General features: G+C 62.2%; 19 protein-coding genes, 1 tRNA gene and 1 pseudogene. 8 read left to right on the top strand and 13 right to left on the bottom strand.

Features of this window, described 5'->3' with window-relative positions; genetic code table 11:
* Positions 1-100: 100 nt before the first annotated feature.
* Complete coding sequence (locus tag ABWV42_RS07740; RefSeq protein ID WP_353340371.1) at positions 101-1,519, top strand: Do family serine endopeptidase; 1,419 nt, start codon at positions 101-103, stop codon at positions 1,517-1,519.
* A gap of 61 nt (positions 1,520-1,580) precedes the next feature.
* Here the strand turns inward: ABWV42_RS07740 and ABWV42_RS07735 are convergent, their stop codons facing one another.
* Complete coding sequence (locus ABWV42_RS07735; RefSeq protein ID WP_353339632.1) at positions 1,581-2,120, bottom strand: peptidoglycan-binding domain-containing protein; 540 nt, start codon at positions 2,118-2,120, stop codon at positions 1,581-1,583.
* A gap of 53 nt (positions 2,121-2,173) precedes the next feature.
* Entirely contained in the window at positions 2,174-2,545 is a 372-nt protein-coding gene (locus ABWV42_RS07730; RefSeq protein WP_255108613.1) for an OB-fold nucleic acid binding domain-containing protein, read from the bottom strand.
* A gap of 125 nt (positions 2,546-2,670) precedes the next feature.
* On the opposite strand from ABWV42_RS07730, the gene ABWV42_RS07725 reads away from it, so the two are divergent.
* Both ABWV42_RS07725 and ABWV42_RS07720 read left to right on the top strand, forming a co-directional pair.
* The gene (locus ABWV42_RS07725) at positions 2,671-2,994 is read left to right on the top strand and encodes a 2Fe-2S iron-sulfur cluster-binding protein (RefSeq protein ID WP_255108612.1); all 324 of its coding nucleotides are present in this window, start codon (positions 2,671-2,673) and stop codon (positions 2,992-2,994) included.
* Between the two features lie 65 nt (positions 2,995-3,059).
* Positions 3,060-3,743: an FG-GAP repeat domain-containing protein gene (locus ABWV42_RS07720; RefSeq protein WP_353339631.1), complete on the top strand. Its 684-nt coding sequence runs from the start codon at positions 3,060-3,062 to the stop codon at positions 3,741-3,743.
* A 60-nt stretch (positions 3,744-3,803) separates the two neighbouring features.
* Here the strand turns inward: ABWV42_RS07720 and purD are convergent, their stop codons facing one another.
* A complete protein-coding gene (purD, locus tag ABWV42_RS07715) occupies positions 3,804-5,066 on the bottom strand; it encodes a phosphoribosylamine--glycine ligase (protein WP_353339630.1) in 1,263 nt (420 codons plus the stop codon).
* Positions 5,067-5,139: 73 nt separating this feature from the next.
* Here purD and xseA point away from each other — a divergent pair, with 73 nt between their 5' ends.
* Positions 5,140-6,624: an exodeoxyribonuclease VII large subunit gene (gene xseA, locus ABWV42_RS07710; RefSeq protein ID WP_353339629.1), complete on the top strand. Its 1,485-nt coding sequence runs from the start codon at positions 5,140-5,142 to the stop codon at positions 6,622-6,624.
* Between the two features lie 120 nt (positions 6,625-6,744).
* Here xseA and ABWV42_RS07705 read toward each other — a convergent pair whose 3' ends face one another.
* The 9 genes from ABWV42_RS07705 to ABWV42_RS07665 form a co-directional block, all read right to left on the bottom strand.
* Positions 6,745-7,131 carry a hypothetical protein gene (locus tag ABWV42_RS07705; protein WP_353339628.1) on the bottom strand — a complete coding sequence of 129 codons (387 nt, stop codon included), beginning with the start codon at positions 7,129-7,131 and terminating at the stop codon, positions 6,745-6,747.
* 78 nt (positions 7,132-7,209) lie between these two features.
* Positions 7,210-7,863: a DsbA family oxidoreductase gene (locus ABWV42_RS07700; RefSeq protein ID WP_353339627.1), complete on the bottom strand. Its 654-nt coding sequence runs from the start codon at positions 7,861-7,863 to the stop codon at positions 7,210-7,212.
* A 71-nt stretch (positions 7,864-7,934) separates the two neighbouring features.
* Positions 7,935-8,864, bottom strand: a complete 930-nt coding sequence (locus ABWV42_RS07695; protein ID WP_353339626.1) for an AEC family transporter — start codon at positions 8,862-8,864, stop codon at positions 7,935-7,937.
* A gap of 4 nt (positions 8,865-8,868) precedes the next feature.
* On the bottom strand, positions 8,869-9,669 hold the full coding sequence (locus ABWV42_RS07690) for an MBL fold metallo-hydrolase (protein ID WP_353339625.1): 801 nt from the start codon (positions 9,667-9,669) through the stop codon (positions 8,869-8,871).
* Positions 9,666-10,472, bottom strand: coding sequence for a TatD family hydrolase (locus tag ABWV42_RS07685; protein ID WP_353339624.1), 807 nt, complete (start codon positions 10,470-10,472; stop codon positions 9,666-9,668). Before ABWV42_RS07685 ends, ABWV42_RS07690 begins: the two co-directional genes overlap by 4 nt.
* 3 nt (positions 10,473-10,475) lie before the next feature.
* Positions 10,476-11,597: a DNA polymerase III subunit delta' gene (locus ABWV42_RS07680; RefSeq protein WP_353339623.1), complete on the bottom strand. Its 1,122-nt coding sequence runs from the start codon at positions 11,595-11,597 to the stop codon at positions 10,476-10,478.
* Positions 11,594-12,220, bottom strand: coding sequence for a dTMP kinase (tmk, locus tag ABWV42_RS07675; RefSeq protein ID WP_353339622.1), 627 nt, complete (start codon positions 12,218-12,220; stop codon positions 11,594-11,596). Before tmk ends, ABWV42_RS07680 begins: the two co-directional genes overlap by 4 nt.
* Positions 12,217-13,386, bottom strand: coding sequence for a D-alanyl-D-alanine carboxypeptidase family protein (locus ABWV42_RS07670; RefSeq protein ID WP_353339621.1), 1,170 nt, complete (start codon positions 13,384-13,386; stop codon positions 12,217-12,219). The genes tmk and ABWV42_RS07670 overlap by 4 nt, the downstream gene beginning before the upstream one ends.
* Before the next feature lie 25 nt (positions 13,387-13,411).
* Entirely contained in the window at positions 13,412-14,281 is an 870-nt protein-coding gene (locus tag ABWV42_RS07665) for an SPOR domain-containing protein (protein WP_353339620.1), read from the bottom strand.
* A gap of 196 nt (positions 14,282-14,477) precedes the next feature.
* Between ABWV42_RS07665 and ABWV42_RS07660 the strand changes: the two genes are divergently transcribed.
* A tRNA-Ser gene (locus ABWV42_RS07660) sits at positions 14,478-14,567 on the top strand.
* A gap of 245 nt (positions 14,568-14,812) precedes the next feature.
* Positions 14,813-15,232, top strand: a pseudogene (locus ABWV42_RS07655) (IS6 family transposase); the annotation flags it as partial.
* 115 nt (positions 15,233-15,347) lie between these two features.
* On the opposite strand, the gene ABWV42_RS07650 reads toward ABWV42_RS07655, so the two are convergent.
* Complete coding sequence (locus ABWV42_RS07650) at positions 15,348-15,824, bottom strand: Lrp/AsnC family transcriptional regulator (RefSeq protein ID WP_353339619.1); 477 nt, start codon at positions 15,822-15,824, stop codon at positions 15,348-15,350.
* Positions 15,825-15,964: 140 nt separating this feature from the next.
* Between ABWV42_RS07650 and ABWV42_RS07645 the strand changes: the two genes are divergently transcribed.
* A complete protein-coding gene (locus ABWV42_RS07645; RefSeq protein ID WP_353339618.1) occupies positions 15,965-16,999 on the top strand; it encodes a zinc-dependent alcohol dehydrogenase family protein in 1,035 nt (344 codons plus the stop codon).
* Between the two features lie 3 nt (positions 17,000-17,002).
* Positions 17,003-17,803 (top strand): pyrroline-5-carboxylate reductase, encoded by an 801-nt coding sequence (gene proC / locus ABWV42_RS07640; RefSeq protein WP_353339617.1) that lies wholly within the window; start codon positions 17,003-17,005, stop codon positions 17,801-17,803.
* Positions 17,804-17,860 lie beyond the last annotated feature (57 nt).

Here is a 17,860-nt window from a genome sequence, read left to right as displayed (position 1 = left end):
AGGCGTGGCCCTGGTGTGCCACCCGGGTACCAAAATAGGAGATTTGCGAGTGAATACAGAGGCAAAAGCAGTTGCGCGTCCTGCCAGCCTGAGCGGGCACATGCGCGTCATGTGGATCACGGCACTGGGGATCCTGCTCTTGATCGCTCAGTCCATTTCAGCACAGGCTCGCCCTGATAGCTTTGCGGACCTGGCCGAGAAAATCAGCCCGTCCGTCGTGAACATCACTACCTCGACCGTGGTTGCCGGCCGCACCGGGCCGCAGGGCATCGTGCCGGAAGGCTCGCCGTTCGAAGATTTCTTCCGCGAGTTCCAGGATCGGCAGGGTGACGGGGATCGTCCGCGTCGCACGTCGGCGCTTGGGTCCGGGTTCGTGATCTCGGAAGACGGCTTCGTCGTGACCAACAACCACGTGATTGATGGGGCAGACGAGATCCTGATCGAGTTTTTCTCGGGGGAAGAACTGCCTGCGAAGGTTGTCGGCACCGATCCGAATACAGACATCGCGCTGTTGAAGGTGGAAACTGACAAGCCGCTGGCCTTTGTCAGCTTTGGTGACAGTGACACCGCCCGTGTCGGCGATTGGGTCATGGCCATGGGCAACCCGTTGGGACAGGGTTTCTCTGTGTCGGCAGGGATCGTTTCGGCCCGCAACCGTGCCCTCTCGGGCAGCTATGATGACTACATCCAGACCGATGCAGCGATTAACCGGGGCAACTCGGGTGGTCCGCTGTTCAACATGGATGGTGAGGTTGTCGGCGTGAACACCGCGATCCTGTCGCCCAACGGTGGCTCGATCGGTATCGGTTTCTCGATGGCGTCCAACGTTGTCACCCGCGTGGTGGACCAGTTGCAGGAATACGGCGAGACCCGTCGCGGCTGGCTGGGTGTGCGCATCCAGAACGTCAGCGAGGACATGGTCGAAGCCATCGAGGGGCTTGATGAAGCCGCTGGCGCGATGGTGACCGATGTGCCGGAAGGTCCGGCAGCCGAGGCCGGTATGCAGTCGGGCGACATCATCATGTTGTTCGATGGCAAGGAAGTCGCCGATGTGCGTGGACTGGTTCGCGTGGTGGGCAATACCGAAGTCGGCAAGACCGTCCGCGTGGTGGTGCTGCGCGATGGCAAGCAGGAGACCCTGAAGGTGACCCTGGGACGTCGCGAGACCGCCGAATCCAACAATGGCACCGAAAGCACTCCGGAACCGGCCGAGCCGATTGAGAAAGAGTTGCTTGGCCTGACCGTGACGCCGCTGACCGATGAAATGCGCAGCGAACTGGGTGCGGGTGAAGGGACTGTTGGTCTGGTTGTGACCGGTGTGGATGAAACCTCGAAAGCCTTTGAAAAGGGGCTGCGTGCGGGTGACATCCTGACCGAGGCAAGCCAGCAGAAACTGACCGCGGTTGCCGATCTCGAAGCGCGGGTTCAGGAAGCCCGTGACGCAGGCCGGAAATCGGTTCTCTTGTTGGTGCGTCGCGCCGGAGAGCCGCGCTTTGTGGCGCTGAACATCGAAGAGTGATTGTCTGGAAATAGACGATGAAAGGGCACCTTCGGGTGCCCTTTTTCGTGGGATGGGCGCGTTACTCCTCGCGCGCTACGGCAACAAGGCCGAGCTGGCGGGCGGCGGCAAGGGAGAGGATCGAACTGTTGAGGCCCTGTGGCTCCTGATAGCGGCGGATGGCGGCGCGGGTGCGCTTGTCCATCTCGCCCGTGATCGCACCGGTATAGTGGCCACGAACCTTGAGCGCGCGTTGCAGGGTGGCGGTGAACTCTTCGGTCCAGACGTCGTCGCAGGGCGTCTCGAACCACGTTTCGCGCCGTTCGCGGACAATGCGTTGCTGGGTTTCGCTGCGGTAGACACCGGGGCTGATCACGGTGCCGTCGGCCAGAACCTCTGCGGGTTGCACGAGAATCTGTTCGGTCACGGTTTCGATCACGGCGGGGGTCACGGAGCGTCCCCAGCAGGTGCCGGGCTTGGCCCCCGGCGGGGCAATGGCAGAGGTCGTGCGCACAACGTCCGGCTCGTTCAGCGCGGCGAGGTCGGGCGTCATCATGCCGTCTTCGCAGGCGGCCAGTGTCAGGCCGGCCAAAGCCGCAAGAAGGGGAAATCGGAGTGTCATGCTCGTTGCCTCTGGCGAAAACGCACGGGGTGTTTTGTTCTTCTTACCCTGTTTTAGCCCGTTTCGGAACCCCGCGGCGGGGTGAGCAGGGTGTCGAGCATGGGAGAAATGTCCTCGATCCGTTCGGCCAGAACATGGGTCACGTTGTTTTCGCGCTGGATGCGGCCGGTGATGCGCAGGAGCCTTCCCGAGATCACCGCGCGGCGAAAATGTTCATACAGCTTGCGCCAGACCACGATGTTCACGATGCCGGTTTCGTCTTCGAGCGTGAGGAAGATCACCCCCTTGGCGGTGCCCGGTCTCTGGCGCAGGATCACCAGCCCGGCAACCGTCACACGCGCGCCGTTGGGCGGCTCGACAAGACGGATTGCCGGCAGGGCCGACGGGGGGCGTGGCCAGGGGGGGAGGCGGGGCTGAACTGTCATAGGAACAAATATAGAACATTTGAATTTTGTCGCAAGGAAACAAGACCTGAGTCGCAAAAGGGACTGGCGAGAGTGAGAACCGTTGATTAGGTAAGTAAAAACTCACGCAAGGAAAGTTCTAAGACATGGCCAAAATCACTTATGTCGAGCACAACGGTACCGAGCACGTGGTCGAAGTTGCCAACGGTCTGACCGTTATGGAAGGTGCCCGCGACAACAACATTCCGGGTATCGAAGCCGATTGCGGCGGTGCTTGCGCCTGTTCGACCTGTCACGTGTACGTCGCCCCCGAGTGGGTCGAGAAAGTACCGGCAAAGGACGACATGGAAGAAGACATGCTGGATTTTGCCTATGAGCCCGATCCGGAGCGCTCGCGCCTGACCTGCCAGATCAAGGTGACCGATGCGCTGGACGGTCTGGTTGTCCAGATGCCGGAAAAACAGATCTGATGCCTGAAGGGGTGCGAGGTTCAGTTTTTCGCCCCCGATATGGGAAATTTGGGGCCGCGCTGCTGATGGGCTGCGCGGCCTTTCTCATGGCGGGAGAGGGCAGGGCCGAGATCGTGTCAGCCAGCTATGGCGCGCCGACCACGCGCTATGCGCACGGGGTTCTGGGCGACGCGATTGAATACGGCACGCTGGAGATGCAGATGTCGGACGGGCGGAGGCTGCGCCTGACCCTTCCGGAAGATCGCGTGTTTGAAGACCTGTCGCCGCGGCTTGTGGATCTGGACGGGGATGGTGACGGCGAGTTGGTCACCATCGAGAGCAGCATCCACGAGGGCGCGCGGCTTGCGGTCTATGACGAGACGGGACTGGTGGCGGCGACGCCGTTTATCGGGCGCTCGAACCGCTGGCTTGCGCCGCTGGGCGCGGCGGATCTGGATGGGGATGGCAAGGTTGAGCTGGCCTATATCGACCGTCCGCATCTGGCCAAGACCCTGCGGATCTGGCGGTTTGACGATGGGCGGCTGGTGCATGTGGCCGACAAGACCGGGCTGACCAATCACCGCATCGGCGAGGATTTCATCTCGGGTGGTATCCGCGATTGCGGGCAGGGGCCGGAGATTGTCACCGTCAACAGCGACTGGGGGCGGGTCATGCTCTCGACCCTGTCGGGGCGGAAAGTGACCAGTCGGGATGCCGGGCCGTTCCGGGGGCGGCAGAGCCTTGCGGATGTAGTGGCCTGCAAAGGCTAGGTCCCGGACCCAAGAGACAAAAAAGGCGCCAGGGTGTCCTGACGCCTTTCGTTTTTCCGATCAGAGGGCGCGCCAGCCGATGTCGCGGCGGTAGAAGCCACCGGGCCAGTCGATCTGGTCAATCATGGCATAGGCGCGGTCGCGGGCTTCCTGCAGCGAGGCACCCCGTGCGGTCACGTTCAGAACGCGGCCACCGGTGGCGGTGACCTTGCCGTCAACGGCGGTCGTGCCAGCGTGGAAGACCATGTTCTTGCTGTCTTCCGGCAGCGCGTCGAGGCCGTTGATGACACTGCCCTTTTCATAGGACCCGGGATAGCCGTTGGCCGCCATGACGACGGTGATGGCGTGGTCGTCGGCCCAGTTCACACGGGCTTCGGCCAGACGTTCCTCGGCGGCGGCGTGCATCAGGTCAAAGGCCTGCGCGCCAAGGCGCATCATCAGAACCTGACACTCGGGATCGCCAAAGCGGACGTTGTATTCCACGAGGCGCGGTTGGCCGTCCTTGATCATCAGGCCGGCGTAGAGAACGCCCTGATAGGGCACGCCACGGCGGGCCATTTCGTCGATGGTGGGCTGAATGATCTCATCCAGCGCCTTCTGGGCGATCTCGTCCGACAGGACCGGAGCCGGAGAATAGGCGCCCATGCCGCCGGTGTTGAGGCCGGTGTCGCCTTCGCCCACGCGCTTGTGGTCTTGTGCAGTGCCGATGGGCAGAGCGGACTTGCCATCGCAGAGGATGAAGAAAGAGGCTTCTTCACCTTCCATGAACTCTTCGATCACCACCTCGGCACCTGCGCCACCAAAGGCACCGCCGAACATGTCGTCGATGGCCTCCAGCGCGGTTTGCTCGTCCATTGCGACGATCACGCCTTTGCCGGCTGCGAGACCGTCCGCCTTGACGACAATCGGAGCACCTTGTGCTCGAATATAAGCCTTGGCCGCTTCAGCATCGGTAAAATGACCGTACGCTGCGGTTGGGGCCTTGGCGGCGTCGCAGATTTCCTTGGTAAAGCTTTTCGACGCTTCCAGCTTGGCCGCGCCTTCGGAGGGGCCGAAAACGAGGATGCCTGCTTCGCGCAGGCGGTCGGCCACGCCGTTCGCCAGCGGGGCTTCGGGGCCGACGATCACGAAATCAATGGCGTTCTCTTCGGCAAAGTTGACCACAACCCCACCGTCTTCGATGTCGATCTTGGCGCAATCGGCGATCTTAGCGATGCCCGCGTTGCCGGGCGCGACGATCAGCTTGTCACACTTGGGGTTCTGCATCACGGCCCATGCCAGGGCATGCTCGCGTCCGCCGCTTCCGAGAATGAGAATGTTCATGGTGTGCCCTTCTGCTTGGCCTTGCTCTGCGGGCGTTCTAAGCTGTGGTGAGCAGTCTTACAAGCGAGGCCAAATGTCCGACCTCATCGATTCCCCGATTGAAGGGGAAAATGCCCCGGAATTTAGCGTATCGGAAATTTCCGGCGCGGTGAAAAAGACCATCGAGAGCGCCTTTGGGCGTATCCGCGTGCGTGGCGAGGTGGGGCGCGTGTTCCGGGCGCGGTCTGGGCACCTGTATTACGACATCAAGGATGAGGGCAACGTGCTGGCCTGCACGACCTGGAAGGGGCAGGCGGCGCGGCTGACGGTGCAGCCGGAAGAGGGCATGGAGGTGATCGTCACCGGCAAGCTCACGGCGTTCGGGGCGCAGTCGAAGTACAACATGAACGTCGATGACGTGACCGTGGCGGGCGAAGGCGCGCTGATGGCGATGTTGGAGAAGCGCAAGAAGCAGCTGGCGGCGGAAGGGTTGTTTGCGCCGGAGCGCAAGAAACCCTTACCCTATCTGCCCGAGATCATCGGGGTTGTGACCTCTCCTTCCGGCGCGGTGATCCGGGACATTTTGCACCGTCTGAGAGAGCGGTTTCCGCGCAAGGTTCTGATCTGGCCGGTGGCGGTTCAGGGGGCGGCCTGCGCGGGCGAAGTCGCACGCGCCATCGAGGGGTTCAACCGGCTGACACCTGGCGGTGCGATGCCGCGTCCGGACCTGCTTATCGTGGCGCGGGGTGGCGGAAGTATTGAGGATTTATGGGGGTTTAACGAAGAAATCGTCGCGCGTGCAGCAGCGGCGAGTGACATTCCCCTGATCTCGGCGGTGGGGCATGAAACGGATACCACGCTGATTGATTTCGTCTCGGACAGACGCGCGCCAACCCCTACGGCGGCGGCCGAAATCGCGGTGCCTGTTCGCCTTGATTTGCTGGGCTGGACCGACGAGCAGGGGGGGCGGTTGACGCGGGCGTTGACGGATGGGATTGCGCGGCGGGGGCAGCGGCTCAGGGATGTGGCGCGGGCCTTGCCGAATGCGGATGCGATCTTGCAGACGCCCCGGCAGCGGCTGGACCGGGCAGGTGAGAACCTTCCGCGTGCCCTGCGCGACGGGGTGCAGCGGCGGCGGGTGGAGCTGACGCAACGCACGGGCAGCCTGCGGGCGAGCACCCTGCGGCAGCTGATCGACGGCAAGCGGCAGGCCCTGGGGCGGCGGGCAGACCGGTTGTCACCGGTGGCGATCACGCGGGAAATTTCGCGGAAACGTGAGAAGATTCAAGAACTTGCCGCACGTGTGGACCTTGCGGAAGAGCGCGTTTTGAAGGGGTTCAAGGACCGTCTGGCGCAGGCCGAAAGGATGCGCGAGACGCTTGGATACCAGGCCACGCTTGAGCGTGGATATGCGGTTGTCTGGGGTGATGGCAAGCTGGTGACGGACACGAAATCGGCCAAGAAAGCGAGCGAGATCGAGGTCGAATTCGCGGATGGAAAGGTGGCATTGGGCGGCAAGGTCGCGCCGAAAAAAACGGCCAAGAAAGACCCGCCGCCCACCCAAGGAAGCCTGTTCTGAGGGCGGGTTAACGGCGAAAACCGGCGTCGGTGCTACGTCGGTATTACGTCGGTATTGCGGAGGTGCGAGGGCCGATAATTCCGGTCGTTACAGCACCGTACGGATTAAGAGAGTGTGAATTCAGACGCCGACTTCGGGACCGAGGCAGAGCATTTCATCGGTCTGCTGGGTTTCATAAAGCTCGGTGGGAGAGTCACCGCTGGCGAAGACAGCGCCAAGGCGGCCGTTTTCGTTGAAGAACAGCCAGCACTGTGGCTCGAAATCGTCTTCGTAGATAAAGCAGATGTGCTGGCCTTCCTGATACCAGACGCCTTCTTTGCATTTGCCGTCAAGAAAGGACCAGCGGACACGCCGGTTCGGCAGATATTCCTCGACCCCGTAATTCTGGCCGTCGGCCCCGTAGGTGAGAATCTTGCCCTGGGTATGGGCTTCAAATTCCGCCGCTGACATGGGCGTATCGGCAAGCGCCGGGAAGGCGAAGAAACAAATGGGTACTAGAAATCGCATGGGCGCAGAGTGGCATGAGTGCGCGGCGCAATCTAGGGATTTGTGTCGTTTGGCGGGGTCAGTCGGGGAAATTCAACTTTAACTTGCCGCTTCGCGGGCCTGGGAAAGTTGGGTGAGGATGTTGGCGAAGGTGTCGACCCCTTGGGCGCCGGAGGTGGCGTGACGCTGGTCGAAAACCATGGTGGGCACGCCGGAGACGCCGCGGGAGGTCCAGAACTGTTCCTTTTCGCGGACGATGTCGGCAAAACGGCCATCCTTGAGAACCTCAGCGGCCTCGTCGCGGTCGAGACCGACAGAGGCGACAGCGTCTAGCAGAACGTCAGAGTTGGAGACGTCTTTGCCCTGTTCGAAGTAGGTGTTGAAGAGGGCGAGTTTCAGTTCGTGCGATTTTTCGAAGGTCTGCGCCCAGTGCAGCAGTTGGTGCGCCTGGAACGTGTTGTAGATGCGGGCGTCGTCGGAGAAGGCGAAGTTGATGCCGAGGGGGGTACCGATGTTTTGCAGGTTTTCGCGCGCCTTCGCAGATTGCTCGGCGGTGCTGCCGTATTTGCGCATGATGTGATCGCGCAGGTTTTCGCCTTCCGGCACCATGTCTGGGTTCAGTTCGAAAGGATGCCAGTAGACCACGGCATCAATGCCGGTCTGGGCGACAGCCTGTTCAAGCTGGCGAAAGCCGACGATGCACCAGGGGCAGACCACGTCTGAAACGATGTCGATGCGGATGGGGGTGGTCATTGGCGCGCTCCTTGAGGTTTGGTTCCTTGGAACATGTGCGCGCCGTCCTGTCCAATCAAGGGTGAGTGATCCTAGGGAAGGGCGCCAAGCCAGAGCCAGATGGTGAGGATCGAGATCGCGGTGCCGACGAGGACGGTGGAGGCGGCGGTGCGTTGCCCGCGTCCGTAGAGGTTGGCAAATAGGTAGGCGTTGATGCCCGGGGCCATCGATGCGGTGAGCACGGCAGAGCGGAGGCCGTCGACGCCGAGCGCATTGAAGGTGCCGAGGGTGTAGACGATGGCCGGATGCAGGACGAGGCTGACGATGCAGCAATAGGCGATGGTGCGCAGGTCGCCTTCGGGGCGATAGCGGAACAGGACGCCGCCCATGCCGAAGAGCGCGGCGGGGAGGGCGGCTGTGGCCATCAGGTTGACCGAGACCCAGACCGGTTCGGGCAGGGTGAGGCCGCTCAGGTTGACGGCGAAGCCCAGCGAGATGCCGACAATCAGGGCGTTGCGGAACATCGCCTTGAGCACCTTGGGAACGATGGTAATGGGCGAGGAGCCACGGGCGCGGACAATTTCCATCGTGGTGATGCCAAGGCCGTAGCAGAAGGGCGAGTGCAGGGCGACGATGGCATAGTTCCCGGCCAGCGCATCAGGGCCAAAGGCGCGTTCGGTGATCGGCAGGCCCAGCAGCAGCGAGTTTGAGAACAGGCAGATAAAGCCGATGGCGACGGAATCTTCCCAATCGCGTTTGAACAGGTAATGCGCCCCGAAGAGGCCTGCACAGAAGCTTAAGAAAGCGCCGGTGTAGAAGCTGCCAAGGAGGGCGAGGTCGAACTCGGCGGTAAGGTCCAGCTTGGCGATGGCGCGGAACAGCAGGACCGGCACCGCGAAGTTGGTTGCGAAGCGCATCAGGCCGTCGACGTTGTCCTGGGTGAACAGGTTGCGCCAGGCGGCGAGATAGCCAAAGCCGATCACCAGGAACACCGGAAGGATGACGGTGATCAGCGTTTGCATGGGATCAGACGGTGTAGACGATCTGCATCCCGTCATAGGCCGCGCGGATATGATCGGGCGTTTCGGCCTCGACCTCGGCGTGGTCCATGTCGATGTGCAGGTTGGTCAGGATTGCGCTTTTGGGGGCCACCTGTTCGATCCAGCCGAGGGATTTCTCCATATGGGCGTGGGTCGGGTGTGGCGTGCGGCGCAGGGTGTCGAGAATCCAGCAGTCGAGGCCCTGAAGCTGGAGCCAGGCATCGTCGTAGATCTCGGCCACGTCGGGCATGTAGCAAAGGTCGTTCACGCGGAAGGCGAGGGCGTCGATGCTGCCGTGGTTCACCTTGATCGGGGTGAGGGTGACGGTGCCGCCGTCGCCGGTAATCTCGACGTCATCCTTGATGGTGTGCATGTCGAGGATCGGCGGATAGGGCGAGCCTTCGGGCTGTACAAAGGCATAGCCGAAGCGGGAATAGAGCGCGTCCTGGGTGGCACCGTCGGCCCAGACGGGCAGGCGTTTGCGCATGTTGAAGACGATCATGCGCAGATCGTCGATGCCGTGCACGTGGTCGGCATGGGAATGGGTATAGACCACCGCGTCGAGTTCGCCGACGCCTGCATCCAGCAGTTGCGAACGCATGTCCGGCGAGGTGTCGATCAGGACGCTGGTCTTGCCGGCCTCGGTTTCGCGTTCGATCAGCAGGGAACAGCGGCGGCGGCGGTTCTTGGGGTTGGTCGGATCGCAATCGCCCCAGTGGCCGCCAAGACGCGGCACGCCACCGGACGAGCCGCAGCCCAGGATCGTGAAGGTCAGCGTGGCGCTCATGCGGCCTCCGCGAAGGAGGCGACCTTGGTGAAGAGGCGGTCGAAGTTGGCTTCGGTCTGGGCGGCGAAATCGGCGTAGGACATGCCGAAGACATCTGCGCCGACCTGCGCGGTGAGGGCGGTATAGGCCGGTTCGTTGCGTCGGCCGCGATGTGGGGGTGGGGCAAGGTAGGGCGCGTCGGTTTCCACGAGGATGCGATCAACCGGTGCGGCGGCAAAGATGTCGCGGACGTCCTGGCTGCGCGGGAAGGTGGCGATGCCGGACATCGAGAGGTAGAAGCCGAGGTCGACAGCGGTTTTGGCCAGGGCGGCACCGGAGCTGTAGCAGTGCATGACGCAGGAATAGGCGCCCTTAGCGTGTTCTTCCGAAAGGATTGCGGCCATGTCCTCGTCTGCATCGCGCGAGTGGATGATCAGCGGCAGGCCGGTTTCGCGGGCTGCGGTGATGTGGATGCGCAGGCTTTCTTTCTGCACGTCCTTGCTTTCGGCGGTGTAGTGGTAATCAAGGCCGGTTTCGCCGATGCCGACGAATTTCGGGTGCTGGGCGAGGGCAATGAGCTGGTCGACGGTGGCCATCGGCTCGTCTGCGGCGCTCATCGGGTGGGTGCCGGCGGCATAGAAGACGGGGGCGTGGGTCTCGGCGATGGCGCGCACGGAGGGTTCGTTGCGCAGGCGGGTGCAGATGGTGACCATGCGGGCCACGCCGGCGTCTGCGGCACGGGCGACGATCTCGTCGAGCTGTCCTTCGAAGTCGGGGAAGTCGAGGTGACAGTGGCTGTCGGTAATCCGGGGGATGTCAGTCATGGTCTAGCGCAATGCGGTTTCTGTTATCTTGAAAACCGTATCTAGAACTAGTGCGGCAGGGTCAAGGTTGACCGCCTGCCCGTGGCGGGTACGTGATGAAATCTCTTGCGCGATTTCCGCCCATTGGCGGGCCTTGTGCGGATTGGGGGCAAGGCGTTGCAGAACCTCGGCTTCGCCCCTGGCGGCCTCGGGCAGAGGCGGGACACCGGTTGCACCGGTGCGGGACAGCCGCGCGAGGAAGGTGTCGAACATGGTGAGCAAAAGCTCGAAACGGTTCTCGGCCCCGCGTGCGGCGGCGGCCTCGGCCAGTTTGAGGGCACGCGGGCGGTCGGGGTTGGGCATCGTGGCGAAGATGCCGACGATTTCCTGATACATCTCGAGACCGCCAAGCCGCGTCAGGCGCATGGCCTCTCCGACCGATCCCGAAGACAGGGCGGCCAGCGCGGGATCGTCGTTGTCTTCGGCCCCGGCCTGGGCGAGGGCGGCGGTCATATCGTCGGCCTCAAGCGGGGTCAGGCGCAGCTCGCGGCAGCGCGAGCGGATGGTGGGCAGAAGACGTGATGGCTGGTGAGAGACCAGCAGCATGGTGGTGAGGGCCGGGGGCTCTTCGAGCATTTTCAGAAGCGCGTTGGCGGCGTTCACGTTCATTTCGTCGGCGGCATCGACGATCACCACACGGCGTCCACCCTCGGCGGCGGACATGGTGAGAAAGTGGGTCAGGCCGCGGATGTCATCGACGGTGATCATGTCACGCAGCTTGCCGGTCTTTTCGTTCACGCTTCTGGTGATGGCGAACATGCCGGGTTCCGAGCGCGCCAGAAGGCGGTGGGCGACAGGGTGATCGGGCGAAATGTCGAGGGTGTCAAAGGTGGGCGGGGCATCGCCAAACAGGCCGCCGCCCTCGTGGATCGGTGTGGCCAGAAGAAAGCGTGCGATCCGCCACGCCAGCGTGGCCTTGCCAACGCCGCGCGGGCCGGTCATCAGCCAGGCGTGGTGCAGGCGGTCGGCGTTATAGGCTTCGAGAAAGCCTGCCTCGGCCTGGGACTGGCCAAAGAGCCGCTCGGTTTCGCGCGGGTGCGGTGCCCCTTCGACGCGATCTGCTTCTGGGAGTGTGTCGTCGCTCATGAAAGATGCGTTAGCACGGTGTCGGCGATGTCGGAAGCCACGGCGTCGATGGATTGTTCTCCGTCGATGATGCGGAAGCGGTCGGAGAACTCGTTTGCGAGGCCGAGAAAGCCCTTGCGCATCTGTTCCTGCAGGGCCTGTCCGAAGTCTTCAAAGCGTTCCTCGGTGGTGGCGCGGGACTTGGCGCGGCTAAGGCCGGTGGCCGGGTCCATGTCGATCAGGATGGTGAGGTCGGGTTCGCGGCCGATCATCAGGCGGTGCAGGTGGTCGACGGTCTCGCGCAGGTCGCCGCGCGACAGGCCCTGATACATGCGGGTGGAATCGGCAAAACGGTCGCAGAGCACGATCTTGCCCGCCGCCAGCGCCGGCAGGATGGTGCGCTCGAGGTGGTCGCGGCGGGCCGCGGTGAACAGCAGGATTTCGGTTTCGGCTGACCAGCGGTCGGGGTCGCCTTCAAGCACGAGAGAGCGGATTTCCTCGGCCCCGTCAGAGCCGCCCGGTTCGCGGGTCAGGACGACGTCATACCCCTTGCCGCGCAGGGTTTCGGCCAGCATCCGGATCTGGGTGGATTTTCCCGATCCGTCGATGCCTTCGAAGGTGATGAACAGTCCGCCGTCGGTCACGACGCGTCTCCGGCCCCGATGCCGAGGCTGTCAAACAGCACGCTGGTGGCGGTGCGCAGACGGACGGTAAAGCCGCCGGCGGGAACGTCTTTGGCCGCGACCAGAGGCACGCGGATCGCCGGCAGGTCATCGGGACGCAAAACCAGTTCGGCCAGTTCCTGGCCTTGGGTGACAGGGGCCTGAACCGGGCCGTGATAGACCACTTCGGCGTCGACCTTGTCCATCGACAGAACCGGCAGGAGCACATCGATATCCTCGGCCGGGACCAGTGCGACCTTGTTCTCGCGACCCATCCAGACCTCGGCATCGGCAATGCGCTCGCCCTCGCGGGCGATCTTGCTTTCCGAGAACTGGCGGAAGGACCAGTTGACGATCTGTTCCGACACTTCGGCGCGGGCCTTGGAGCTGTCGAGGCCGGAAATCACGAAGATCACGCGGCGGCTTCCCTGGCGGGCAGAGCCGACGAGGCCATAGCCTGCTTCCTGGGTGTGGCCGGTCTTGAGGCCATCCGCGCCGATGTCGAGGCTCAAAAGCGGGTTGCGGTTGCGGGTGTTGCCGGGGGCGCGGCCATCGAACTTGAACTCGCGTTCGGCGAACATCGGGTAGAACTCGGGGAAGTCCTCGATCAGGTGGTTGGCCAGCAGGGCAAGGTCGCGCATCGACATGCGGTGCCCGGGGGCGGGCCAGCCGTTGGAGTTGGCGAAGGTCGAGTTGGTCATGCCCATCTGGCGGGCGCGGCGGGTCATCAGGCGGGCAAAGCCGGCCTCGGTGCCATCCGGTGAAAGGGCCTCGGCGATCACGGCGCAGGCATCGTTGCCCGACAGCACGATGATACCGCGAATGAGGTCGGAGACCTTCACCTTGTCGGTGGTGTCAAGGAACATGGTCGAGCCGCCATAGTTCATCGCGTGTTGCGAGACAGGCAGCTTTTCCTCCATCGACAGGCGACCATCGCGGACCGCCTCGAAGGCCATGTAGAGCGTCATCAGCTTGGACATGGAGGCGGGCGGCAGGGGCTCGTCGGCGTTCTTGGCCAAGAGGATGGTGCCGGTGCCCTGATCCATAACATAGGCCGCGCTGGCCCGGGTTTCGAAGGCCGAGACCTGGGTCACGGTCAGGGCCAGCGCCACGGCGGCGCTCAGGAGGCGGGGCAGGGCCAGTTTCATGCGGCGATCTCCGTTTTCGCGCGGGTCAGTTGCTGACGGCGTAGGCGTCGGTGAACCCGGTGGCGTGGATGTTCTTCAAAAGCGTCTTGCGTTCGGCGGCATTCGAGGCCGGACCGACGATGACGCGCCAGAAGGTCTTGTTCTTGCTGGTCAGTTTGCGGATCAGCGGCACCATGCCCGCGTTGCGCATCTGCTGGGCGGCGTTCTTTGCGTTGCTTTCAACGCTGAAGATGCCGATCTGCACATAGGGTTTGGACAGGGTGGTGGATTGCGGTGCAGGCGCGGTTTCGGCCTTGACCTCCTGCGCGGGCGGCTTGGTGGCAGCTTCGGCCCCGGCAATCGCGGCGCTGGCGGCGGCGATCGGATCAAGCGCCTCTTCCTCGACTGCGGCGGTCTCGGTGGTGGCCACCGGAGCGGGGGCCACTTCCGGCACTTCCTCGCGGCGCAGGGCGGTCACGTTCAGCTCAACCGGCTGACCGGCGAGCATACCAAGGGCGGCGGCAGCATCGGCAGAGATCTGGACGCGGGGCCCGGGGATTTCACGTTCGCGGCGGAACAGGGCACCGATCACGAACTTGCCGTTCGACTGGTTGCGGATGATCACGCGCTCGGGATCGGCCACATCGGGGTGGGCGGCCCAGACGCCGCCAAGGCTCGGGCGGCCATCCCAGAGGCCGGCCTCGGTGACCGAGAAGACCTCGGGCGCCTCGACATCGCGTTCGACCAGCTTGGTGGTGCGGGTGTCAGTCTCTTCTGCTTCGGCGCCCGGTTTCGGCTTGAAGATCGAGGAAAAATCCTGGCCTTCTTCACAGGCGGCCAGCGCGCCTGTTAGGCCCAGTGCCAGAAGAATGCGGCCCGTGCGGGCAGTGGTGTTGCGGGAAGTGCCTGTGCTCATCGTGCCGTGCCCTTTGCCTGTGCGCGTGCTTTCGCGCGGTTCCGCCGCTTGCCGACGTTGTTTGCTGCCCTCGCGGGCTTGCGCGCAGTCTAGCGACATGGCCGCATCAAGAAAAGGCTGCGTTCGGGCATCGGCGAAATTTCCCCGACAGATTGGCCTTTCAGAATCATTTCTCTCGAATTAGGCAAGGCGTGTCGGAGGAGTGGCAGAGTGGTTGAATGCACCGGTCTTGAAAACCGACGTGGGTTAACGCCCACCGTGGGTTCGAATCCCACCTCCTCCGCCACCTTGTCTCCTCTGTTTGCCCGATAGGTTAGGACTGGACGTTTCGCGAATTTTCTGTGGGGGTGCGCGGTGAGTTTTGAGTGGGGATGACGGCCACCAGCGCAAATGGGCGTCTTGCTCCTGATCCTCCCCCACCGAAGTGGTCCTCGGCTATGTTTAGGAAAACTGAGGAAACACTCGGTCAACAAGCGACCAAAGCCCGAGGAGATTGTCACGAAGTTACGGCAGGTGGCCGGTATGAAATCCAGCCGCTGGCGTTGGCAGCTGGATGAGATGTTCGTGAAGGTTTACGGTGAACGGCATTACCTCTGGCGAGCGGTTGACCACGAAGGGGAGGTGCTCGAAAGCTATGTCACGAAGACGCGCGACAAGAAAGCTGCGTTGAAATTCTTAAGAATAGCAATGCGCAAATACGGCCAGCCAGATGACATAGTGACCGATCGATTGCGATCATATGGTGCTGCAATGATGGTCATCGGCAATGCAGAAAAACAGGATTGTGGTCGTTGGTTTAACAATCGCGCCGAGAACTCCCATCTGACATTCCGACGGCGAGAGCGGGCCATGCTCCGTTTCCGACGAATGCGAAGTTTGCAGAAACTCGCTGCCGTTCACGTCTCAATCTACAACCTGTCCAATTCGGAGCGCAGCCTCTACTCCGGATAAAATTTCAAGCTGAACCGCGCCGCAGCTCTAGTCGAGTGGCGCGGTCTATGCGTGGAATAAGGGGCAGCGATACTGTCCAATCAGAGACTGGTTCGAATGCGTCTGGCAGCACCGATCATCGCTCTGAACCACGAACAGGCAGCTTGCTCGATGCCTTCATTTCTTTAAGAGAAAGGTTTGAGCGTATGCTAGTTACGCCTGGCAAACGCCGCAAAGTACTGTCGACAAAAGCGCTGTAGTCGTCGAGATCACGCGCTACCACGACGAGCAGGAAGTCGTCCTCGCCCGTGGTATTATGGCAGGCGAGGATATTGGGCGTGAACTCGATAATACGCTGGAACTCGGCGGTTGCGGCCTGATCGTGCTCTGAGCAGCTCAGCTGAACGAAGGCCATGACGCCGAGCCCGAGCTTTCTGCGATTTAGGTGAGCCTGATAGCCCTCGATGATGCCCGTCTCTTCCAGTTTCTTGAGCCGTCGCCAGCAGGGTGTTTCGCTCATGTTCAGGTGCTCAGCCAGTTTGGCATTGGTCATGCGCCCGTCGCTTTGAAGCAGTTCGAGAATCTGTGCGTTGACCGGGTCGATGCTGAACAAGGGAAGAGTTTCCTCAATAACCCCTCATGGCGAGGGCTTTCTGCTCAAAATAATCACAATGAGGGGTAGAATAGCAAGCTAATTTCTCCGCTACATGATAGCTTCCACTCAACCATTCGATATAACGGAAAGACCCTGCCATGAAAGCTGTCCTGTTCGAGAAGTTCCAAGAAGCCCCCAAGGTCGTGAACGTGGCGGATCCTGTGCCCGAAGCGCATGGGGTCGTCCTCAAGGTGGAAGCCACGGGTGTCTGTCGCAGCGACTGGCACGGTTGGATGGGGCACGATAGCGATATCGAGCTTCCTCACATCCCCGGACACGAACTGGCTGGTGTGGTCGAGGCGGTCGGCAAGGACGTGAAGAACTGGAAGGTGGGCGACCGTGTCACCGTGCCGTTCATCTGCGGCTGCGGATCGTGCAGCGAATGTCATGCCGGGCATCAACAGGTGTGCCTGCATCAGGAACAACCAGGCTTCACCCATTGGGGCAGCTTCGCAGAATATGTGCCGATCCACCAGGCTGACCTGAACGTGGTGGCGTTGCCGGAAACAATGGATTTCGCCACTGCTGCGAGCCTGGGCTGCCGGTTTGCCACATCGTTTCGGGCCGTGATCGACCAAGGTAAAGTCAGCGCTGGCCAGTGGGTTGCTGTGCATGGTTGCGGCGGCGTCGGTCTCTCGGCCGTGATGATTGCAAGTGCGGCGGGGGCGAATGTGATCGGCGTTGATCTGGACCCCGCCAAACTATCGCTGGCCAAGGAGCTTGGTGCGGTCGCGGCCATCGACGGCAAGGGCGACGTGGTCGAGGCGATTAAGGAGATCACCAAGGGCGGTGCGCATGTCTCGCTGGACGCGCTTGGCCATCCCGCCACAATGACCAACTCGATCCTCTGCCTGCGGCCACGGGGCAAGCATATCCAGGTGGGTCTGATGTTGGGTGATCACGCTGCCCCTGCCGTGCCAATGCCCAAGATCGTCGGTCAAGAGATCGAATTGCTCGGCTCGCATGGGATGCAAGCCCATCGCTATGGGGCGATGCTGGACATGGTCGAGAGCGGCAAGCTGAACCCGGCGCGACTGGTCGGCGACAAGATCGGCATCGACGCCGCCCCCGAGGCGCTGATGAACATGGACAAGTTCCAGTCCGTCGGCGCAACCGTCATCACGAGCTTCTGAGCTATGGATAAGATTGCATTCATCGGCGGTGGCAACATGTCGTTGGCCATCATTGGCGGCATGATCGCCAGTGGGTGGGAGCCTTCCCGGATCACGGTTGTCGATCCGAACGCGGATCAGCGGGACCGGTTGGCCAGTGAGCACGGCGTCCGCACGACTGACGATGTGACCAAAGCCGCTGCCGCTGACATCATCGTGTTGGCCGTCAAACCTCAGGTCATTGCAGCTGTGGCCAAACAGATGGATGCAGACCTGTCTGGCAAGCTGATCCTCAGCATTGCCGCCGGGGTAACGATTGCATCGCTGGAAGGCCTCTTTGGACCGGTGGCCATTGCGCGCACTATGCCCAACACGCCAGCCCTGCTTGGTCTGGGGGCGACGGGACTTTTCGTAAACGAACTCGCGACCGATGCACAATGCGCAACGGCCAAAGCGATCATCGAAGCCTTCGGAATTTGCATCACCGTCGAGCGCGAAGATCTGCTGGATGCTGTTACGGCCGTGTCGGGCAGCGGCCCTGCATACTATTTCCTGATGATCGAAGAAATGATCCGAGCGGGCACGGCCCTTGGGCTAACCCTGGAGGATGCCAAGGCGCTGACACTACAAACCGCGCTTGGCGCGGCTACCATGGCCACCAAGGGTGATGAACCACAAGAGCTCCGCGCCCGTGTCACATCGCCAAACGGGACGACGCACGCAGCCATTGTTACGATGCAGGAAAACGGCTTTGGTGATGTGATCGCAAAAGCACTGACTGCCTGCCGCGACCGGGCCGTAGAACTGGGGAAGACAAAACAATGATTATTCGATGGTGGAGGGCCGTAGCGGGCTCTCAAGAGGTACTTCAACAATACGCGG

This window comes from Pelagimonas sp. KU-00592-HH (genome assembly GCF_040369695.1).
In the GTDB taxonomy this organism is placed as follows: domain Bacteria; phylum Pseudomonadota; class Alphaproteobacteria; order Rhodobacterales; family Rhodobacteraceae; genus Shimia.
The sequence above is the reverse complement of the archived record's forward strand: the minus strand, read 5'-3'. Positions and strand labels throughout refer to the sequence as shown.

Excerpts from the sequence above, each read along its gene's own strand:
- ABWV42_RS07735 (WP_353339632.1), bottom strand. The coding sequence starts at position 2,120 with ATGACACTCCGATTTCCCCTTCTTGCGGCTTTGGCCGGCCTGACACTG.
- proC (WP_353339617.1), top strand. The coding sequence starts at position 17,003 with ATGGATAAGATTGCATTCATCGGCGGTGGCAACATGTCGTTGGCCATC.
- ABWV42_RS07685 (WP_353339624.1), bottom strand. The coding sequence starts at position 10,472 with ATGACTGACATCCCCCGGATTACCGACAGCCACTGTCACCTCGACTTC.
- ABWV42_RS07730 (WP_255108613.1), bottom strand. The coding sequence starts at position 2,545 with ATGACAGTTCAGCCCCGCCTCCCCCCCTGGCCACGCCCCCCGTCGGCC.
- purD (WP_353339630.1), bottom strand. The coding sequence starts at position 5,066 with ATGAACATTCTCATTCTCGGAAGCGGCGGACGCGAGCATGCCCTGGCA.
- ABWV42_RS07645 (WP_353339618.1), top strand. The coding sequence starts at position 15,965 with ATGAAAGCTGTCCTGTTCGAGAAGTTCCAAGAAGCCCCCAAGGTCGTG.
- ABWV42_RS07690 (WP_353339625.1), bottom strand. The coding sequence starts at position 9,669 with ATGAGCGCCACGCTGACCTTCACGATCCTGGGCTGCGGCTCGTCCGGT.
- ABWV42_RS07680 (WP_353339623.1), bottom strand. The coding sequence starts at position 11,597 with ATGAGCGACGACACACTCCCAGAAGCAGATCGCGTCGAAGGGGCACCG.
- ABWV42_RS07740 (WP_353340371.1), top strand. The coding sequence starts at position 101 with ATGCGCGTCATGTGGATCACGGCACTGGGGATCCTGCTCTTGATCGCT.
- ABWV42_RS07705 (WP_353339628.1), bottom strand. The coding sequence starts at position 7,131 with ATGCGATTTCTAGTACCCATTTGTTTCTTCGCCTTCCCGGCGCTTGCC.
- ABWV42_RS07700 (WP_353339627.1), bottom strand. The coding sequence starts at position 7,863 with ATGACCACCCCCATCCGCATCGACATCGTTTCAGACGTGGTCTGCCCC.
- xseA (WP_353339629.1), top strand. The coding sequence starts at position 5,140 with ATGTCCGACCTCATCGATTCCCCGATTGAAGGGGAAAATGCCCCGGAA.
- ABWV42_RS07720 (WP_353339631.1), top strand. The coding sequence starts at position 3,060 with ATGGGCTGCGCGGCCTTTCTCATGGCGGGAGAGGGCAGGGCCGAGATC.
- ABWV42_RS07665 (WP_353339620.1), bottom strand. The coding sequence starts at position 14,281 with ATGAGCACAGGCACTTCCCGCAACACCACTGCCCGCACGGGCCGCATT.
- ABWV42_RS07670 (WP_353339621.1), bottom strand. The coding sequence starts at position 13,386 with ATGAAACTGGCCCTGCCCCGCCTCCTGAGCGCCGCCGTGGCGCTGGCC.
- ABWV42_RS07695 (WP_353339626.1), bottom strand. The coding sequence starts at position 8,864 with ATGCAAACGCTGATCACCGTCATCCTTCCGGTGTTCCTGGTGATCGGC.
- ABWV42_RS07725 (WP_255108612.1), top strand. The coding sequence starts at position 2,671 with ATGGCCAAAATCACTTATGTCGAGCACAACGGTACCGAGCACGTGGTC.